Source organism: Alicyclobacillus sacchari (assembly GCF_004366795.1).
Classification (GTDB): domain Bacteria; phylum Bacillota; class Bacilli; order Alicyclobacillales; family Alicyclobacillaceae; genus Alicyclobacillus; species Alicyclobacillus sacchari.
The window spans coordinates 41,822-61,098 of sequence record NZ_SORF01000010.1; the positions used below are offsets into that span (position 1 = coordinate 41,822).

The window sequence follows — 19,277 nt, forward strand, 5'->3', positions numbered from 1 at the left end:
TACATCAAGGCTTGCGAGGTTGCTATGATAAGGCAACAGGCCGCAAAGCACTGACCCGCATTCCATTGAATGCGGGTCATCTTCGTTTACGGAGATATGTAACTTGGGGGGATACTGATGCTGTATCGACTGGGACTGGACATCGGCATTACATCCGTTGGATGGGCCGTTGTAGCTCTTGAGAAGGATGAAAGCGGATTAAAACCAATTCGCATCCAAGACCTCGGGGTGCGTATTTTTGAGAAGGCCGAAGATAGTAAGACAGGTGCGTCATTGGCTCTTCCACGTCGTGAGGCGCGCAGTGCACGACGTCGCGTGCGGCGCCGCCGGCATCGCCTATGGCGTGTAAAGCGATTGTTGGAACAGCAGGGGATTATTTCGATGGAACAAATTGAAGCGCTTTATACGCAACGAACACCATCTCCTGACGTGTATGCCCTTCGTGTGTCCGGGCTTGATAGACGTCTTACGGCAGAAGAAATCGCGAGAGTGCTGATTCATATCGCGCACCGTCGCGGATTTCAGTCAAATCGGAAATCAGAGTTAAGGGATTCAGATGCCGGGAAATTGCTGAAAGCTGTGCAGGAAAATGAAGCCCGAATGCAAACAAAGGGATACCGAACGGTCGCGGAGATGCTTGTTTCTGAGGCAACTGTGATGAATACGGAGGGGAAACTCATTCACGGCCGGAGCCACAGTTCTGTATCGAACGTGAGGAATAAGGCAGGCGAGTATCGCCATACGGTCTCCCGACAGGCAATTGTGGAAGAGGTTCGGGCGATTTTCACCGCCCAGCGCGCACTGGGAAACGATTTGATGAGCGAAGCGCTAGAAGATGCATATCTGCACATTCTTTGTTCGCAACGCAACTTTGACGATGGTCCTGGTGGGGACAGTCCGTACGGACACGGTTTGGTCTCCGCGAGCGGAGTGCGACAAAGCATCTACGAAAGAATGGTAGGTATTTGCACGTTTGAGTACAAGCAACGCGAAAAGCGGGCTCCCCGTAGTTCGTATTCCTTCGAGCGATTTCAGCTTCTTACCAAGGTTTTAAACCTGAGGATCTATCGACAGAAGGACGATGGAGGAAGGTATCTGTGTGCGCTTACAGAGGATGAGAGATCACGTATTATTCAGTGCGCGTATGAACAGACGAAGATCACGTATTCAAAGCTTCGCAAATTGTTGAACATGCAGGACGCTGACACTTTCTCTGGTCTGACATATGGTGCGAATCGTGCACGTGAAAAGACGGAGGACGCAGTGTTTGTCGAACTAAAGTTTTATCATGATGTGAGAAGGGCACTGCAGCATGCGGGCATGTCCATTCAGGATATTCCTCATGAAACACTCGACCAAATAGGATGGATTTTATCCGTCTGGAAAAGCGACGATAATCGCAGAATTGAACTTTCGAAACTCGAGTTGTCTGACAACGTGATTGAAGAATTATTGCCATTGAATGGGGCGAAATTTGGACATCTATCTTTCAAGGCAATTCGAAATATCCTTCCTTTTTTGGAGGATGGCTACGGTTACGATGTGGCATGTGGGTTGGCCGGCTACCAATTTCAAGGGCAAGAGGAGCACCAGAAACAGAAACTCATTCCGCCTTTAGACGAAGGGGAAGTTACGAACCCTGTTGTGCGGCGCGGTATTTCGCAAGCCATTAAGGTCATCAATGCGGTTATCCGCAAGTATGGCTCGCCTGAATCGATTCATATTGAGTTGGCGCGGGAGATGTCCAAGAGTTTGGATGAGCGGCGTAAGCTTGAAAAAGCTCAGAAGGAGAATCAAAAAAATAACGAGCGGATGAAGGAGGAGATTCGTGAGAACCTTGGCATCATGCACGTGACTGGGCGCGACATCGTGAAGTATAAGCTGTTTAAACAACAACAGGGCCTTTGCATGTATTCGGGCGAAACATTGGAATTGAGCCGCTTGTTTGAACCAGGATACGCAGAGGTCGATCATATTATTCCGTATGGCGTTTCATTTGATGATAGCTATGATAACAAGGTTCTTGTCAAGGCGGAGCAAAATCGGCAAAAGGGAAATCGGACGCCGTTGGAGTACCTGCAAGACAAGCCGGACCAGAAAGCCAAGTTGATAGCGTTGGTTGAAAGCCTCCAACTGTCGCAGAAAAAGAAGAATTACCTGTTAATGGACAAGCGTGCCGTCGACTTGGAACAGGAGGGATTTCGCGAGAGAAATCTTTCGGACACTCGGTACATCACGCGAGCTCTGATGAATCATATACAAAAGTGGCTGCTGTTCGATGAAACAGCCTCTCAACGGTCGAAGCGTGTGATTTGTGTCAATGGCGCTGTTACAGCATATATGCGGGCGCGGTGGGGACTGACCAAGGATCGCGATGCCGGGGACAAACACCATGCGGCAGACGCGGTCATTGTTGCGTGCATTGGGGATTCGCTTATTCAACGCGTCACGAAATATGACAAATTCAAGCGCAACGCGCTCGCTGACCGCAACCGTTATATGAAGCAGGTCAACGAAAATCAGGGCACCATGCAATACGTAGACGTGGAGACGGGTGAAACGTTTACCTGGGAATCCTTTGATGAACGTAAGTTTCTTCCACATGAGACATTGGAGCCGTGGCCATGTTTCCGGGACGAGTTGTTGGCGAGGCTCAGTGACGAGCCCGCCAAAAATATTCGCGCAATTGGCCTTTTGCCGTATTCGGAAAGCGAACCGATTCAGCCTATCTTCGTCTCGAGGATGCCGACGAGGAAGGTCACAGGCCCGGCGCATAAAGAAACCGTCCGTAGTCCGCGAATCGTCCGTTTGGACGACAAGAAGGGAACGGAGATTCAGGTTACTGTCTCCAAAGTTAATCTGTCGGAATTAAAGCTCACGAAAGACGGGGAAATTAAGGACTATTTCCGCCCCGAAGACGATCGGCAGCTGTATGAGACTCTCCGCTCACGACTGATACAATTTGGCGGCGATGCGAAGGCAGCTTTCAAAGAGCCTGTTTATAAGATTTCTAAGGATGGAAGTGTTCAAACGCCTGTCCGGAAGGTCAAGGTTCAAGAGAAGTTGACGCTTGGTGTTCCGGTTCACGCCGGTCGGGGTATTGCCGAAAATGGCGGTATGGTGAGAATTGATATTTTCGAAAAGGATGGAAAGCACTTTTTTGTGCCGGTGTACGTATCAGACGTCCTGAAGCAAGAGCTCCCGAATCGGTTAGCCACTGCGCACAAACCATATTCCGAGTGGAGAATTGTGGATGATAGTTATCGATTCAAGTTTAGTTTGTATCCAAACGACGCGATTAGGATTAAACCTAGCAGGGAAGTGGATATAACTTATAAGGATGGATCGAAAGAACCGTTAGGGTGCCGCCTCATGTACTACGTCGGCGCAGACATCTCGAGCGCGAATATTACGGTGAAGACACATGATGATTTCGGTGAGGCCAGACTTGGCCTGCAGGGTCTGGAAGTCTTCGATAAATACGTAGTCGATGTTCTAGGCGGCGCCCATCCTGTTCATAAGGAAAAGCGTATGCCATTTCGCGTGAGAAGGAAGGAGAAATGATTGTCTCATCGACATGTGATGGTGACACGATCGGCCAAGCTCAGTTGCCGAAATAGCCAGCTTGTCATACGTCAGGAGGACGAGATCACTGGCGAAATGTGTGAATACACCATTCCTTTGGAGGACATTCGCACCCTTCTGTTGGAGGACCGACAGAGCATCATTACGTCGGCCCTCCTTGCAAGACTGGCCGAGTTTCGGATCGCCGTATTTACTTGTGACGACAAGCATTTGCCGAACGGCGTACTTTTGCCTTATGGTCAGCATTCGCGAGGGCCGAAAATCATGCGATCCCAGCTTGATATGAAACGTCCTCTCGTCAAACGTCTCTGGCAGGCTATCGTGCGCCGTAAAATCGAGAATCAAGCTGCATGTTTAGCCTTATGTGGTTGTAGTGGTGAAGAGGGGTTGCTTGCACTTGCGAACAGGGTGGCCTCTGGGGATAAGGGATCCATGGAGTCCCTAGCAGCTCGGATGTACTTCAAACATCTCTTCGGCAAGGCGTTTAAGCGAGGCTCGGATGATTTTATAAATTCAGCGATGAACTACGGGTATGCGCTGGTGCGTGGTCAAGTCGCCCGAAGTTTGTGCGCCTTCGGCTTTCAACCATCCATCGGTCTGCAGCATCACAGTGAGCTCAACAATTTCAACCTTGCGGACGATCTCATGGAACCGTATCGACCTATTGTCGATTACGTTGTGGCTTCAGAGCTCGACGTTGACTCGCCGGTGCTTTCGAAGTTACACAAACGACGTCTAATGCAGATTCTTACGCAAATGGTTTGGTTGGAAAATGAACGATACGATCTCACTGCAAGCATTGAAGCAATGGTTTCCAGCCTTTCGAATGCGATATCGACGGAAGACCCAAGTGCTTTGCAATTGCCAAGGTTAACGGAGGTACAGATGGGGGTTTATGAGTAGGACTATGCGGCTAATGGTGTTGTTTGATTTGCCAGTGACCACAAAAGCTGAACGAAAGGTTGCAACCCAGTTTCGACAGTTCTTGCTCCATGATGGGTACTATATGATGCAGTACTCCTGTTATTGTCGTATCTGCGGAAGTTATGAGATGGCCGAAAAGCACGAGCGGCGCCTTCAAGCTCATGTACCCGAGAAGGGTTCAGTTCGAACACTATTGGTCACGGAAAAGCAGTTCATGAGAATGAAAATCCTTGTCGGCAACTATGTGCCAAACGAGCGGAGAATGCAAAGTGAGCAATTACTACTTTTTTGAAAAGTGGACCATGAACGATGAAAAATGGAATGGAAATTCCTTTTTTGAAAAATACACGAGCGTCCAATCCCTTATCTCACAAGGGATTGGACGCTCGTGTATCATACCACATCGAGGCTTACGAGGGAACTATGACAACGTGCCATCATGAAGCAAACAGGACATAATCATACCACATCGAGGCTTACGAGGGAACTATGACATACGTTCGGCTTTCTGCAAGCATGAGTGGATCATACCACATCGAGGCTTACGAGGGAACTATGACCCACCACGCAGACACTGGCATCAAGCAACGATCATACCACATCGAGGCTTACGAGGGAACTATGACGATGCTGGTTTTATCGACGAGGAACTAGACATCATACCACATCGAGGCTTACGAGGGAACTATGACCTATGAAACCGGAAAGAACGAACCCGACGTATCATACCACATCGAGGCTTACGAGGGAACTATGACTTGATCCGACGTCCACGAGATCTCCTCTTGATCATACCACATCGAGGCTTACGAGGGAACTATGACTTTCAGGAACCACATACACCGTTTTTATCGATCATACCACATCGAGGCTTACGAGGGAACTATGACGGATTTCTGCATCTGAAAAAAGAACTAGCAATCATACCACATCGAGGCTTACGAGGGAACTATGACGTATTAAACGCATACCCTACCACACCCACAATCATACCACATCGAGGCTTACGAGGGAACTATGACAGCTGTTGCTCATCCCACATGCGCGCGTTCATCATACCACATCGAGGCTTACGAGGGAACTATGACGCGGCTTTTCCTGGCACGCAACTCGCGCTCATCATACCACATCGAGGCTTACGAGGGAACTATGACTCTGAACAACGCGCAGATCGGCGTGGATGTATCATACCACATCGAGGCTTACGAGGGAACTATGACCCTGGAAACAACATCGTGCGTGTCTTCCGGATCATACCACATCGAGGCTTACGAGGGAACTATGACGACCAGTTGTAGCCATTCACGTCACTCACGATCATACCACATCGAGGCTTACGAGGGAACTATGACCATACCTCGTGCGCCGCGATACTCTCGATGATCATACCACATCGAGGCTTACGAGGGAACTATGACCCTCCGTCTTGCACCTCGTACGCTGGTTGCATCATACCACATCGAGGCTTACGAGGGAACTATGACATCCGTGGAGGGCACAATGAGTGGATTCCAATCATACCACATCGAGGCTTACGAGGGAACTATGACCTCTTTCATTTGATATGTATTCAACACCGTATCATACCACATCGAGGCTTACGAGGGAACTATGACCTTGATGAGCATGTACGAATCATCCGCGAAATCATACCACATCGAGGCTTACGAGGGAACTATGACTTCATGTGGGCACACACGCACATCTACCGGATCATACCACATCGAGGCTTACGAGGGAACTATGACCGCAACACACGATTCAATTTGATAAACTCAATCATACCACATCGAGGCTTACGAGGGAACTATGACCTGATTCAGTGTGATGATCTGCATATGGTTATCATACCACATCGAGGCTTACGAGGGAACTATGACCGACATGGACGCGAAAAAAGATGTGCAGGTATCATACCACATCGAGGCTTACGAGGGAACTATGACGCGGGTGCAATAGCGGCGGCCGTTGGGACGATCATACCACATCGAGGCTTACGAGGGAACTATGACAAATTGGCACTCCCACAGTCGATCATGAATATCATACCACATCGAGGCTTACGAGGGAACTATGACTGCGTGAACTTGCTAATCGATATGATTTGTATCATACCACATCGAGGCTTACGAGGGAACTATGACATCAGCGCCACTACGCTTCCCGTGTTGAAAATCATACCACATCGAGGCTTACGAGGGAACTATGACTTGAGTTTTTTGGTGGCGCCTTTCGTTTTTATCATACCACATCGAGGCTTACGAGGGAACTATGACTAGAGGACGTTGATATAGGTAGTATTGTGCATCATACCACATCGAGGCTTACGAGGGAACTATGACGCAAGAACGCTTGCAGGTGTTGTTTGTGAAATCATACCACATCGAGGCTTACGAGGGAACTATGACATCGTCGAACGTTATATGCGAATCGAGCAAATCATACCACATCGAGGCTTACGAGGGAACTATGACTGCAAAAACACAACATGTTCTCGCTGGCGGATCATACCACATCGAGGCTTACGAGGGAACTATGACTGAACATTCCGGCCACATATGCCAAAACTCATCATACCACATCGAGGCTTACGAGGGAACTATGACAGGTTATTCGAACAGGAATGAACGGGCAATATCATACCACATCGAGGCTTACGAGGGAACTATGACATCGCCGGGTCGATATCCCATTGTCTTTTCATCATACCACATCGAGGCTTACGAGGGAACTATGACCTTCTGCACGAGCTCCGTCAGAGCGTCGAGATCATACCACATCGAGGCTTACGAGGGAACTATGACTAAGACGAAGGTACAACGAGAATCGCACCAATCATACCACATCGAGGCTTACGAGGGAACTATGACGATGGAGTACGGCGATCTCGTCATGTCGCCATCATACCACATCGAGGCTTACGAGGGAACTATGACCTTGACGACGTAGAAACGGCAACGTTTGAAATCATACCACATCGAGGCTTACGAGGGAACTATGACCTTGTCCTGCTTGCGCGCAACATAGTCCTGATCATACCACATCGAGGCTTACGAGGGAACTATGACCAACGAACGTCTGCATGACGCGGCTCTATAATCATACCACATCGAGGCTTACGAGGGAACTATGACAACCACCTCTCGCTGGAGTCACTTAACAACATCATACCACATCGAGGCTTACGAGGGAACTATGACATCGACGGCACGGTTTATACGACTTTGCAGATCATACCACATCGAGGCTTACGAGGGAACTATGACATCTACAATGCTAAGGGTCAGGCTATTGTCATCATACCACATCGAGGCTTACGAGGGAACTATGACCCTTTCGCCCTTCACGCGCAGGATTACGCGATCATACCACATCGAGGCTTACGAGGGAACTATGACCAGGTTTTTAGCTTCGGCATTAGCTGCAAGATCATACCACATCGAGGCTTACGAGGGAACTATGACTCTGCAAAGTGTATTAACATCTAGTTCGTTATCATACCACATCGAGGCTTACGAGGGAACTATGACTGCTGTCTTGTGTCTGTATTCGTTTGTGCTATCATACCACATCGAGGCTTACGAGGGAACTATGACAATTTTTAGGTGTGTATTTTGCATGTGATGATCATACCACATCGAGGCTTACGAGGGAACTATGACGGATTTGGGCGATACAGTTCGGAAGGTCATATCATACCACATCGAGGCTTACGAGGGAACTATGACCATTCTCGCGCGTGGTTGGACACTACACAGATCATACCACATCGAGGCTTACGAGGGAACTATGACACGCAATAGATGGTGCTTCCTCAAAACCAGATCATACCACATCGAGGCTTACGAGGGAACTATGACTTCAGGATCAAGCATGTCGGGATCGACAGCATCATACCACATCGAGGCTTACGAGGGAACTATTCCGCCATCTTATACCATGTGGGAGTTAAGAAAGGCTCCTACCTGCACGCTTGAGTAGGTGCTTCGAATGAAGTCTATGAACTAGATGGCCAACCATAGGACTTGCATCATACGAAAGATACGACTTTCGCGTATTCATCATATGATATAGGCAAGGCCCACATGAGGTGAAACGCATGCCAAAGAAACAATACGTGCTTACGATGGATGACCGCGGATACATTGCTTTGCCAAAGGAACTGTGTGACCAGCTGCATATTCAACCCGGAGACACATTGTGTGCGCGTATTGATAGGGACGGCTTTCAAGTGCACAAGGTACGCAATCCCTTTGACGCGCTTGCAAAAGATGCAATTCAGCAGCATCAAGAGGGCAAGACGGTTAGTCATGAACAACTCCTAAAGGAGCTTGGATTAGATTGAACTGGAAATAGCATCGTATTAAAATCAATAGTTTTACGTGAGGTTCTTGTTTAAATATACCTGTCTAAGTGCTCGTGTTACCCACTGAGTGTACCGTTTGTTACGTCTCGGTCACACCACGTAACCCGTTCGGATCGCGAACTTAACACTGGGTCATGGTTCTTTCGTTAGGCCCTCAATCAGCTACAATGTCCTATTCTCTGCCTGCCCGACATAGATTCGATGTGGAGGACATTCTACTTTGGGGGAGACACGATGGGACTCGTAAATACGGCGTTTCTTGCGGGACATGGCAAACTTCCAGTCGGATCGGCCGCGAAGACGGCATTTGACACACTCGCTGTAGTCGTCGAGATCGAAACGCGCCGCGGCGTCATTCTGTCAGCGGAGTGCACGCTTGCCACGCAGCTGGGGCGGGACTTCGTGTGCAGCTTGCTGCGCGGGTGGTCCCTGGAAGATGGGATAGAGCCCATGATCCAACAGGTCAAACTGCACTATCACGGTGCCGCAAAGGCCGCTATCATTGCTGCGTTGAAAGATCTGGAAGCTGAATACACGCGCCAGGCGGAGGTGTGAAGTCATACGCCAGCCAGACGAGCATAGGATGAAAGTATCCAATTGCAAAGGAAAGCGAGACTGTCATGTTTGAGTTGCTCAATTTTCCGTTGGGCAAGGAATCAAAGATGCACCAGTCGGTCAGGAGGCCGAGGTGCGTCTTTTTGTTTTGTGCGCACCGATCCGTTGGGAGGTGGCAAGCCCATGACAACGTCCATTGCCTGTGATGTGCTGGTTGTCGGCGGCGGCAATGCGGCTATGGCGGCCGCGTTGTCGGCACGCGACCACGGTGCAAGCGTGATCGTCGTCGAGCGAGCGCCCCGGTTCTATCGTGGTGGAAACAGCAGGCATACCCGAGATTTTCGCATCATGCATACAAGGACCACGGAACACATGTTGGACGTGTATCCGCCAGAGGAATTTCTCGATGATTTGCGGCGCGTGGCTGGCGGCGAAATGGATGAGGAATTGGCGCGCTTAGTGGTGGAGCGTTCCGAAGGTTTGCCCATGTGGTTGTCCCAGCAAGGCGTGCGCTGGCAGGAACCGCTGTCTGGCACGCTGCACCTGGCCCGTACCAACTTGTTCATGCTTGGCGGCGGTCGAGCGATGATGAATGCCTATTATCGCACGGCAGAGAAAAAAGGTATCCAGATCTGGTATGAAGCGATGGTTGAGGACATCGAGGTGACAGCGGGCGTGTTTGGTGGAGCGCAGATCCGCCGCGGCGGCGAAGTCTGCTTGGTCCGAGCTTCGGCCGTCGTGTTTGCGGCAGGGGGTTACGAGGCCAACATCGACTGGCTGCGACAACACTGGGGCGATGCTGCCGATAACTTCGTTATCCGTGGAACCCGGTACAATCAGGGCAACGTCATTGATTTGTTACTGGCGGCCGGGGCAACGCCAATCGGTCACCCGCGGGCATTTCATGCGGTTGCCGTCGACGGTCGGGCGCCCAAATTTGACGGCGGCATCGTCACGCGTCTGGACAGTGTGCCGTTCGGCATTGTGATCAACTTGGACTGTGAGCGATTTTACGATGAGGGCGAGGATTTCTGGCCGAAGCGATACGCCATTTGGGGCGGTCTGATTGCTCGGCAGCAGGAGCAGGTGGCCTATTCCATCATTGACAGCAAGGTGATCGACAAGTTTATGCCATCCGTTTTTCCACCCATGATGGCTCATTCCATTGCCGATCTCGCAATGCAGTTGGGCCTGGACGCGGATCGCGTGCAGGCGACCGTCGACGCATACAACGCTGCAGTGCAGCCGGGCAACTTCCGTCCGGACGCACTTGATGACTGTCATACGGTGGGCATCGACCCGCCTAAGTCCCACTGGGCACAGCGGATCGATACGCCGCCATTCTATGCTTACCCGTTACGCGCGGGCATTACGTTCACCTATCGCGGTGTGCGCATCCAGCGCGATGCGCGCGTGCAGCTTGTCGGCGGGGATGCCATGGGAAACGTGTTTGCAGCCGGCGAAATGGTGGCGGGCAATGTGTTACGCCGAGGCTATCTCGCCGGCTTTGGTCTGACGATGGGCGCGGTTTTTGGCAGGATCGCAGGGGAGGGAGCAGCTCGTGTCGCACGATGAATTGATGGAGGAAGGCAAGCGGCAGATGCGCGTCTGCAACGCCTGTCGTTATTGCGAGGGTTTTTGCGCAGTATGGCGGGCCATTGAGTGGCGCCGCGATGTTCAGGATGGCGATCTCGCCTATTTTGCTAACCTGTGTCACGATTGCAAGGAATGTGTATTTGCCTGTCCGTTTGCACCGCCTCATGAATTTGGCGTGAATCCTCCGCGTCTGTTCGCCTCCCTACGGCAAGCGTCCTACCGCAAATATGCGTGGCCGGGCCCGTTTGCCCGCGCGCTCAAAGGTCGCAGCGGCTACGCGTGGGCTGCCATCGGCAGCGTGGTACTGCTTTGTCTGATTTCACTTGTTGCAAATGGGAGCCTGTTTGGTGTCCGGGGTGCAGCGTTTTACGCTGTGTTGCCAGAATCGGTACTGGAAGTTGTGTTTGGCATGTTGGCCGTGTGGCTGATCTGCGGTTGGCTGGTCGGGGCATGGCGATTCTGGAGCGACATACGCGCTGTCAACTCGAGCACCGTACAGGTGCGCGACATCCTGCGGGCTGCGCGATACGCGATGAGCTTGCGCTATCTAGGCGGGAGCGAGGATGAACCACTGTCGCGATCGCGCAAATGGTTTCACCATTGCGTTGTATACGGATTCCTGCTCGATTTCGCATCGACGTGTTTGGCGGCGTATGATTCGCACATTCTGCACGAAGAGGCTCCTTATCCAGTTGGGAGTCCAGTCGTCTTGCTTGGCATCATCGGTGGCGCAGGTTTGCTTGTTGGATGTGCTGGATTGCTGTTTGTCAAGGTGGGTATGAATCGGGATACGGTTGACGAGGGTGCGTATCAGTCCGGGCGTGCATTTCTCTGGACCATGCTCCTCGTGGCTGCCAGTGGACTGCTGTTGCTTCTCCTGCGCAGTACCACGGTGATGGCGGAGGTGCTGGTGATCCATCTCAGTTTCGTGGCAGCCCTCTTCTTTACAGCGCCATACTCGAAGTTTGGCCATTTTGTCTATCGGTGTCTGGCGCTTGTACGGTACGCAGAAGAGGAGCGGAAGCATCACTCGCCCGGTCATTGATGCGATGGAATGGTAAGCGGACAGCGGCCGTTTGATCTTGTTTGTTGCTCTCCAGTGAGGGAAACCAAGCATGTGCCTCAGAAACAGCTCAGCCAGCTTCCTATGTTGATTCTTGTTTTACTAGCCCATTGACATCATGACGTAACCGCATTATGGTAAAGATCATCGCATAGCCTACTGCTGTTTCATTGCGAGTCGCCAGACATCCTCTGGCGAATCATCGCGTGAAGCCCAGCATAGTCCGACATTCGGATTGTGCTGGGCTTTTTGTGTTCTCAAGGGGGGCGATTGTCATGGCATGGCGCACGATTCCTTGCGCGATTTATCGCGGTGGCACGAGTAAAGGCATCATCGTGCGCGGGCGCGATATACCGAGCGATCCGAATGAGCGCGATCGCGTGCTGCTGCGGCTCTTTGGCAGCCCCGATCCGCGACAAATCGATGGGCTTGGCGGCGCTACGCCGACGACAAGCAAACTGGCGATTGTCGAAGTTTCGTCGCGGGACGATGCAGACGTTGATTACACCTTTGGCCAGGTCAGCATCGATAAACCGTACATCGACTATCGCCCAAACTGTGGCAACATCTCTGCCGCCGTGGGGCCGTTCGCGGTCAATGCCGGTTTGGTTGAGGTCGATGGTGATGGCATGACACAAGTGCGCATCTATAACACGAACACGGATGCCCTCATTGTGGCGCGTTTTTTGGTGCAGGGGGGGCGGTTTCAGGCGGCTGGCAACGCCCAGATTCCCGGCGTGCCGGGAGCTGGATCGCCTGTGTATCTCGACTTCTCCAGAGTGGCGGGCGGCGTCACAGGGCGCCTGTTACCGACGGGGAAGCGGAAGGATGAACTGTTGCTTGCAAATGGACGACGCCTGACTGTGACGATTATTGACGCAGGCAACTTAACGGTATTAGTGGATGCTGAAGAACTAGGTTTGACAGGATGCGAGATTCGAGAGTCGGAGATGGTGACCGCTTGGAGTGTCTTGGAAGATGTGCGTCAGAGTGTGGGCAGGATGCTGGGTTTATACAGGGAGGGGGAAGTTGTCAAGCCCGAGACACATGCTTTACCCAAGATTGCGTTTGTACACAGGCCCATTGCGTATCGTACAACCGACGAAGTGCTGGTTTCGGATGAGTCGTATGACATTTCAGCTCGTGTTCTCACCATGGGAAGGCTACATCCGACATACGCTGTAACAGGCGCGATCGCGCTGGTTGTCGCGTGCAAACTGCCGGGCACGGTGGCATATAGCCGTGTCCGTAAACGCGGTCGATCTTCTGGGATGATACGGATTGGCCACCCGGCGGGTGTCATGGAGGCGGGGGCCGAAGTCGAAGACGGGGACTGTCCGAAGGTTGCGAAAGTGACACTCATGCGTACCGCACGCCCGCTGATGGCGGGTATGGCGTGGATCTGAAAGGTGGTGAGGCAGCGGCAAGACGTTCATGGCGGATTTTGATGTATGCGCTTTCAAAAATAAGGGTTGGGAGGGAAAACGATGGCATCGACCGCTTCCATTGGCGCGCGCCTTGAGAGATTGCCCATTTCATCGTTTCACCGGTATGTGATCTGGGTGCTGGCGTTTGCGTTTTTCTTTGAATTGGGTGACATCAATACATTGTCGTACACCGCACCCGCGATCGAAAAAGCGTGGAACCTACAGCTTTCGGCGATCGGAAATGTGACATCAGCGACGTTTTTGGGCATGTTTTTGGGCGCCTCGGTCATCGGATATGTGTCGGATCGAATTGGGCGCAAACGCAGCTTGATCTTTACGATCCTAGTCTACTCAGTGTTTTCGCTGTTGAACGCATTTGCCATGAACATGACGATGTTGTTTGTTACGAGATTGGTCACAGGATTTGGCCTTTCGGCCATGACGGTAGTCGGTATCACCTACATCAGCGAGGTCTTTCCAGCAAAGAAACGCGGAACGTACCAAGGTCTCATCATGACCATTGGCCTCTGTGGAATTCCAATCACGGCGTATGTGGCCCGCTTTTTGGTTCCCGTTGCGCCTTGGGGCTGGCGGTTTGTGTATATTTGGGGGGCGTTGGGATTTATCTTTGCCATCCTCGCCGGTCGCATGTATGAGTCCCCGCGTTGGTATGAAAATCGCGGCCGTCTCGACGATGCCGCCACCGTGATGACCGCCATTGAAAGCAGGGTCGAGAGCGAAAGGGGCCCATTGCCGGATCCGGTAGAACGCGTGGAGCCAACGGTCAGTCGGCGTGGCTACGGAGAACTGTTCAACGGAAAATACCTTGGGCGTACGGTGGTCCTTCTCGTCGTTTGGATTTTACAGACGCTCGGCTTTTACGGGTTCATGTCTTGGGTGCCGACACTGCTTGTGGCCCACGGCTTCTCTCTGGTCCATTCGCTCGCGTGGTCTTCAGCGATGTCCATTGGCGCCGTACCCGGAGCCTTTATCGCGTATTTGGTTTCGGACCGACTCGATAGAAAGTGGCTTGTCGTGATCTTCGCGATCGCGATTTCCATCTGCGGCCTGTTGTACGGCCTGACGTTTCAAACTGCCATCATTGTTGTCTTTGGTTTCTTGGTTGCGATGTTTCTTCAGACGTTTGCACCGCTGTTGTATGCATACACACCGGAGTTGTATCCAACAGAAGTACGTAACTCTGGTTCTGGCCTGGTGTATGGCGTTGGGCGGTTGGCCAATGTGTTTGGGCCGATGATTGTGGTTGCCATTTATAACAACCACGGCTATCAAAGCGTGTTTATCTACATTGCGGCAGCATGGATTTTGCTGGCCATTGTCACGGCGTGGTTCGGGCCGCGGACGAAAGGGCGCATGCTCGAAATACTCAATTCGTCCGAAGTAGAAAGCCAGATGTAAAAGGTGTGGCCCGATTGGAGCACAGGGTCGGAACTCCGACCCTGTGTCGATTTGGATTCGTCAGGACATATTGGCATGGTGTGTCTCCCGAATTGGCATGGTTCCGTTTCACCACCAAGGTGTGATGTTTGGGGCGGTTGCCGACAACCCGTGCTCGGGTCATACATACCTTACATGCAACGAGAGCCAACGCCGGTACGTGCAAGCCGGCAGTAGGGGGAGATGCGTGCATGGAATCGAAGGCCTTAAGGATCTTTCGCCGAAAAATGGCCAATCCGCTACATTGGCGCAAGGCAAATCAAGTTTTCCTTCGATATTCACAGACCGATCTACAAAATCTTGAACGGACCAAACACCTCGTCTCGACGCTGGCGACCGAGTTGGAAGTTCCCCTTTCACCGCGAGAAGAAGTGGAGGCAGCGAAATGGCTGCTCGCACAGGGCATCAATCCCCAGAGTCGAAAAGACAGACTGATGATCTGGAAGAGGGCAAAGTGAGTATAGCCTTTTTTCCCCTACGCCCTAAGCATCAGAAGCCGTCGAGCCTTCGCCGACCGTACGCTGGAACCACGGCAAGCTAAACGTGCGCTGGCGGTGATGTTCTTCCAGTAGATAGCGCTCGCGCAGTTTCAAAAGCTGTTGCACAGAGACAAATCCGATCGGTTGTTCATGATCGATCACGCGAATCCACTCCAGATCCTCGCGGATCATGAAGTCTAGTACCCGTTTGACGGGCAGGTCTGCACGCATGTCCACGATTCGCTCCATACATGCTTCCACCGAACGGTTGGGGTCGCGCTTGGCGCTGCGCAGGGTAGCCGTGCTGGATATCGCTCCAATGAAATGCCCGGACGTGTCGATCAGTTCAATCCAAGCTGGCAGATCTGCATGGCTTTCCAGGATGAGCTTGGCGAGATGGCCGACCGGAACCTGAGCGGACACCTGGATGTCCGATCTCGACACGATCTCGCGAACAACATGCATTTCGAGCGGATCGACACTGTATTCGCGAGTCAAATGCAGCCCTCTCCGGGCAATCCGTTCGGTCAAAATCGACCGCCGCAGGATATAGGCCGATGTGCCAGTGGCGATGCACGACGTGACAAGCAGAGGCAAGAGAGCGCCAAAGTTGTGTGTTAATTCTATGGGAAATATTACACTCGTGAACGGCGTTCGCGTGACTCCCGAAAAGACGGCTGACATCCCGAGCAGCGCCCATAGTTCGGGGTGCGGTGCGTGCATGGCGACGCCGAGCGATTCCCCCAAGCACCCGCCAATCATGAGAATGGGGGCCAGAATACCACCGGAAGTGCCGGAGCCAAGCGCAATGACCCAAATGAGTGCCTTGACGACAAGCAGTGTAAGCACTGTATCAATGGATAACCGCGCATTGAGTACGGCCGCGATGGTATCGTATCCAACGCCGAGCGCGCGCGGGCAGACAACGCCGCCCAAGCCAATCGCGACAGCGCCGAGTGAAGGCCACCACATCCAGTGAAGAGGCAGTTTACGAAACATATCCTCCATACCGTAAATAGCCCTCGTTAATACGATGGCCGCGAGACTTCCAACGAATCCAAGTCCTACAGACGCACCGTAACCGGTATATGGGATGGTGTGCAGGGATGGCATGGGGAAGATGGGGCCGGGCCCAATCCAGGCGATGCGAATCACGTCTGCAACAGAACTGGCCAGTGCAATCGGGACAAGGCTACGCGGCTTAAACTCGAACACGAGAAGTTCCACGGCGAATAAGACGGAGGAAACAGGGGCGGAAAACGTCGCGGACATGCCTCCCGCGGCACCCGCGACAAGCAGGATTCGACGTTCCATAGACGACGTGTGCAACCATTGACCAAGCAGAGATCCAAACGATCCGCCCGTCATGATGATGGGGCCCTCCGCCCCAAAGGGGCCCCCTGACCCAATGGAAATAGCGGCTGATATCGGCTTCCAGAAAGCGACCTTCGGGTGAACCCGACTGCCATTGACAAGCATGGCTTCAATGGCTTCAGGAATGCCGTGCCCCCGAATTTTTTCGGTGCCAAAGCGGGCGATAAGACCGATGATGACGGCGCCCAAAATGGGGGGAAGCGTCATGTAGGCTCCCAGGTGGTTGGCTGTAGGCGTCGCATATTGAAATGACAGACGATGAAAGAATGCTATATTGGTGACAAGGTAGATCGCCTTTAAGAGCGCGATCGCAATCACCGCGCAGACGGCACCGACGAGCACCGCAGCCCCTGACAGGCGGACAATTTGTCCGTTGGTCGTGAAGTCGCCGGATTGCTTGATGTGGTCTTGCACGATGGACAGTGCTCCTTTCGCAGCGAGGATCTGGACAGGGTTGTGGCGGCATGCTTAAGCACAGGTAGATCTTATATCGTATTACGATGAAAAATGCAATGAACGGGGGGATCGCATGGAACGAGTTCCGTCCAAACAGGAGTATGTGCAATTGGCGGAATTCCGTTATCGGCTGCGCAAATTCATGCATTTTAGCGAGGAAGCGGCGCGATCGGTAGGTATCACGCCGCAGCAGCATCAGTTGCTCCTGGCCGTGGCAGGGTTTCCGGAGAGAGACTTTGCGACGCCCACCGAGTTGGCAGAACGGCTACAACTTCGCCACCATAGTTGCCTTGGGCTGATTCAGCGGTGCGAGCAACTTGGCTTGGTAGAGCGCGAAAGAAATCCGACCGACAAGCGCAGCGTGTTGATACACCTGACGCCTGCCGGCAAGCAGCTACTCGACCGACTTACCGCATTGCACCTAAGTGAGCTAGAGCGTTTGGGTGTGTCTCACCGCAACTTTTTAGAGAAAGATCCGGCACAATTCGACCCAAGTGATGTTCCGCGCGGCCATCGTCCGTAAGGAGCGCTTATGCCTCGGGGGGGTGGGCTTGTTTGCGCACGAACAGATAAGCGATGGCGATCACGGCGGCAATCCCCAGGCACGCAAAGAATCCTAAACGCTGGCTCTTTTCGACGAGCGCATATCCCGTCATGACAAGAATCAAGGCCATGGTGACATAGGTTCCTGCAGGCTGTCCGAAGGCCAGTTTCGATATCGGCTTGCCTTTGTTTTTGCGCTTCCACGCAAGTAGTGTCAACAACATGATGAACCAGTTGAAAAACGTGAGAAAACTAGAGGCGCTGATCAAAAACGTGTAGACACTGGAAGGAAGAACGTAAGACAAGGCAATGCAAATGGCCACGCCCACTGTTGTAAACGCGAGTGCACCATAGGCGACCCTGCGCTTGCCAAAAGTGCGGCTGACCAAGCTCGGCGCTTCCCGGTAGCGGCCGAGACTCACAAGAATTTGGTTTGCCGAAAACACCGATCCGGCCATGACACTGAACGATGCGATGAGAATGACGGCATTGAGGATGCCGGCCAGTGTATGCAGATGTGCCGTCATCAGCGCTTGTACGAAGGGACTCGCCTTTGTGCTCACTGTCCGATACGGAACGATCCACAACAGCGCCGCGATCGACAACATGTACAGGCCTGTGAGAATGGTCACGACAGCGATTCCGCCGCGATCGAGATGTTTGGGCTCTTTCAATTCGACGGCTGCCGTACCGAAGACGCCGATGCCGGCGAAGCAGAAGATGACAATCAGCATGGACTGCGCCAGTCCGGAAATGCCTGTTGGAAAGAGTGTCAGAGATGAACTGGCGGAGGTGCGGCCAAGGGTTGCCGGATGGGCAGCGAAGATGACGATCGCGATGGTGATGATGAACCCCACGAGCGCGGCGATCTTGACAACACTCATCACGGACTCCACAAGACCAAAGTTTTGTACGCCAAATGCATTGATGGCCAGCACGATGAGCGCGAACGCCGCAGCCAACATCCAGACAGGCACACTTGGCAGCCAGAGCCGGGCGAATACTGCGGACGCCACCGCCTCGCTGGCAATGGTCAAAATACTGGTTATATAGTATGTCCACCCTTGCATATAGCCAGTGAACTTGCCCAGGTACGCATCCGCATAGGTTTTGAACGCGCCAGGCGACGGATGGTCGACCGCGAGTGTGTTTAGGGCACCGATGGTTTGTGCGGTGATGGCGCCTCCGATAGCAAACGCAAGGAGCACGGCAGGTCCTGCCATGCGGATGGGCTGTCCAGAACCGAGAAAATATCCTGCGCCAATGATGCCGCCCACACCCACCAAAATGAGTTCAAAAAGCGACATGCTGTGCTTCGCCTTGACTTGCGTTCCAACACTTCGATTCCGCACGGCCCCGATAGCCTTCGACTTCATCAAATCGCCATACACCTCCCGTTGATGTTCCATGGTAGTGTCTGAAGGTTCGTGTGTTCCTATCCCCATCATTCC

The 19,277-nt window shown here is 52.5% G+C and carries 13 protein-coding genes and 1 CRISPR repeat array; of the genes, 11 read left to right on the plus strand and 2 right to left on the minus strand.

Annotation, left to right across the window (positions count from 1 at the left end):
- Positions 1–117: 117 nt before the first annotated feature.
- From cas9 to C7445_RS10555, 10 genes are all read left to right on the plus strand, one after another.
- Positions 118–3,564, plus strand: a complete 3,447-nt coding sequence (gene cas9 / locus C7445_RS10510; RefSeq protein ID WP_134160113.1) for a type II CRISPR RNA-guided endonuclease Cas9 — start codon at positions 118–120, stop codon at positions 3,562–3,564.
- The gene (gene cas1, locus C7445_RS10515) at positions 3,565–4,488 is read left to right on the plus strand and encodes a type II CRISPR-associated endonuclease Cas1 (RefSeq protein ID WP_134160115.1); all 924 of its coding nucleotides are present in this window, start codon (positions 3,565–3,567) and stop codon (positions 4,486–4,488) included. It begins immediately after the preceding gene.
- A gap of 13 nt (positions 4,489–4,501) precedes the next feature.
- On the plus strand, positions 4,502–4,801 hold the full coding sequence (cas2, locus tag C7445_RS10520) for a CRISPR-associated endonuclease Cas2 (protein WP_243835131.1): 300 nt from the start codon (positions 4,502–4,504) through the stop codon (positions 4,799–4,801).
- Positions 4,802–4,901: 100 nt separating this feature from the next.
- Positions 4,902–8,435: direct repeats of the CRISPR family, unit length 36 nt; unit sequence ATCATACCACATCGAGGCTTACGAGGGAACTATGAC.
- Between the two features lie 173 nt (positions 8,436–8,608).
- Positions 8,609–8,854, plus strand: coding sequence for an AbrB/MazE/SpoVT family DNA-binding domain-containing protein (locus tag C7445_RS10525; RefSeq protein WP_134160119.1), 246 nt, complete (start codon positions 8,609–8,611; stop codon positions 8,852–8,854).
- Positions 8,855–9,109: 255 nt separating this feature from the next.
- Positions 9,110–9,430, plus strand: coding sequence for a DUF3870 domain-containing protein (locus tag C7445_RS10530; RefSeq protein ID WP_134160120.1), 321 nt, complete (start codon positions 9,110–9,112; stop codon positions 9,428–9,430).
- A 183-nt stretch (positions 9,431–9,613) separates the two neighbouring features.
- Positions 9,614–11,005, plus strand: a complete 1,392-nt coding sequence (gene tcuA, locus C7445_RS10535) for an FAD-dependent tricarballylate dehydrogenase TcuA (RefSeq protein ID WP_134160122.1) — start codon at positions 9,614–9,616, stop codon at positions 11,003–11,005.
- Positions 10,992–12,071 (plus strand): tricarballylate utilization 4Fe-4S protein TcuB, encoded by a 1,080-nt coding sequence (gene tcuB, locus C7445_RS10540; RefSeq protein WP_243835132.1) that lies wholly within the window; start codon positions 10,992–10,994, stop codon positions 12,069–12,071. The genes tcuA and tcuB overlap by 14 nt, the downstream gene beginning before the upstream one ends.
- 293 nt (positions 12,072–12,364) lie before the next feature.
- Complete coding sequence (locus C7445_RS10545; RefSeq protein ID WP_134160124.1) at positions 12,365–13,495, plus strand: 2-methylaconitate cis-trans isomerase PrpF family protein; 1,131 nt, start codon at positions 12,365–12,367, stop codon at positions 13,493–13,495.
- An 81-nt stretch (positions 13,496–13,576) separates the two neighbouring features.
- Entirely contained in the window at positions 13,577–14,935 is a 1,359-nt protein-coding gene (locus C7445_RS10550) for an MFS transporter (protein WP_134160126.1), read from the plus strand.
- 230 nt (positions 14,936–15,165) lie between these two features.
- On the plus strand, positions 15,166–15,432 hold the full coding sequence (locus tag C7445_RS10555) for a hypothetical protein (RefSeq protein WP_134160128.1): 267 nt from the start codon (positions 15,166–15,168) through the stop codon (positions 15,430–15,432).
- A gap of 24 nt (positions 15,433–15,456) precedes the next feature.
- Here the strand turns inward: C7445_RS10555 and C7445_RS10560 are convergent, their stop codons facing one another.
- A complete protein-coding gene (locus tag C7445_RS10560; RefSeq protein WP_243835133.1) occupies positions 15,457–17,241 on the minus strand; it encodes a chloride channel protein in 1,785 nt (594 codons plus the stop codon).
- Between the two features lie 115 nt (positions 17,242–17,356).
- Between C7445_RS10560 and C7445_RS10565 the strand changes: the two genes are divergently transcribed.
- Entirely contained in the window at positions 17,357–17,806 is a 450-nt protein-coding gene (locus tag C7445_RS10565; protein ID WP_134160132.1) for a MarR family winged helix-turn-helix transcriptional regulator, read from the plus strand.
- A 7-nt stretch (positions 17,807–17,813) separates the two neighbouring features.
- Here C7445_RS10565 and C7445_RS10570 read toward each other — a convergent pair whose 3' ends face one another.
- A complete protein-coding gene (locus C7445_RS10570) occupies positions 17,814–19,202 on the minus strand; it encodes an amino acid permease (RefSeq protein ID WP_243835137.1) in 1,389 nt (462 codons plus the stop codon).
- Positions 19,203–19,277: the final 75 nt, after the last annotated feature.

What these genes read in the sequence shown, in the direction of transcription:
- cas9 (WP_134160113.1), top strand. Translation starts at nt 118, where the DNA reads ATGCTGTATCGACTGGGACTGGACATCGGCATTACATCCGTTGGATGG.
- cas2 (WP_243835131.1), top strand. Translation starts at nt 4,502, where the DNA reads ATGGTGTTGTTTGATTTGCCAGTGACCACAAAAGCTGAACGAAAGGTT.
- C7445_RS10525 (WP_134160119.1), top strand. Translation starts at nt 8,609, where the DNA reads ATGCCAAAGAAACAATACGTGCTTACGATGGATGACCGCGGATACATT.
- C7445_RS10530 (WP_134160120.1), top strand. Translation starts at nt 9,110, where the DNA reads ATGGGACTCGTAAATACGGCGTTTCTTGCGGGACATGGCAAACTTCCA.
- tcuA (WP_134160122.1), top strand. Translation starts at nt 9,614, where the DNA reads ATGACAACGTCCATTGCCTGTGATGTGCTGGTTGTCGGCGGCGGCAAT.
- C7445_RS10545 (WP_134160124.1), top strand. Translation starts at nt 12,365, where the DNA reads ATGGCATGGCGCACGATTCCTTGCGCGATTTATCGCGGTGGCACGAGT.
- C7445_RS10550 (WP_134160126.1), top strand. Translation starts at nt 13,577, where the DNA reads ATGGCATCGACCGCTTCCATTGGCGCGCGCCTTGAGAGATTGCCCATT.
- C7445_RS10555 (WP_134160128.1), top strand. Translation starts at nt 15,166, where the DNA reads ATGGAATCGAAGGCCTTAAGGATCTTTCGCCGAAAAATGGCCAATCCG.
- C7445_RS10565 (WP_134160132.1), top strand. Translation starts at nt 17,357, where the DNA reads ATGGAACGAGTTCCGTCCAAACAGGAGTATGTGCAATTGGCGGAATTC.
- C7445_RS10570 (WP_243835137.1), bottom strand. Translation starts at nt 19,202, where the DNA reads ATGAAGTCGAAGGCTATCGGGGCCGTGCGGAATCGAAGTGTTGGAACG.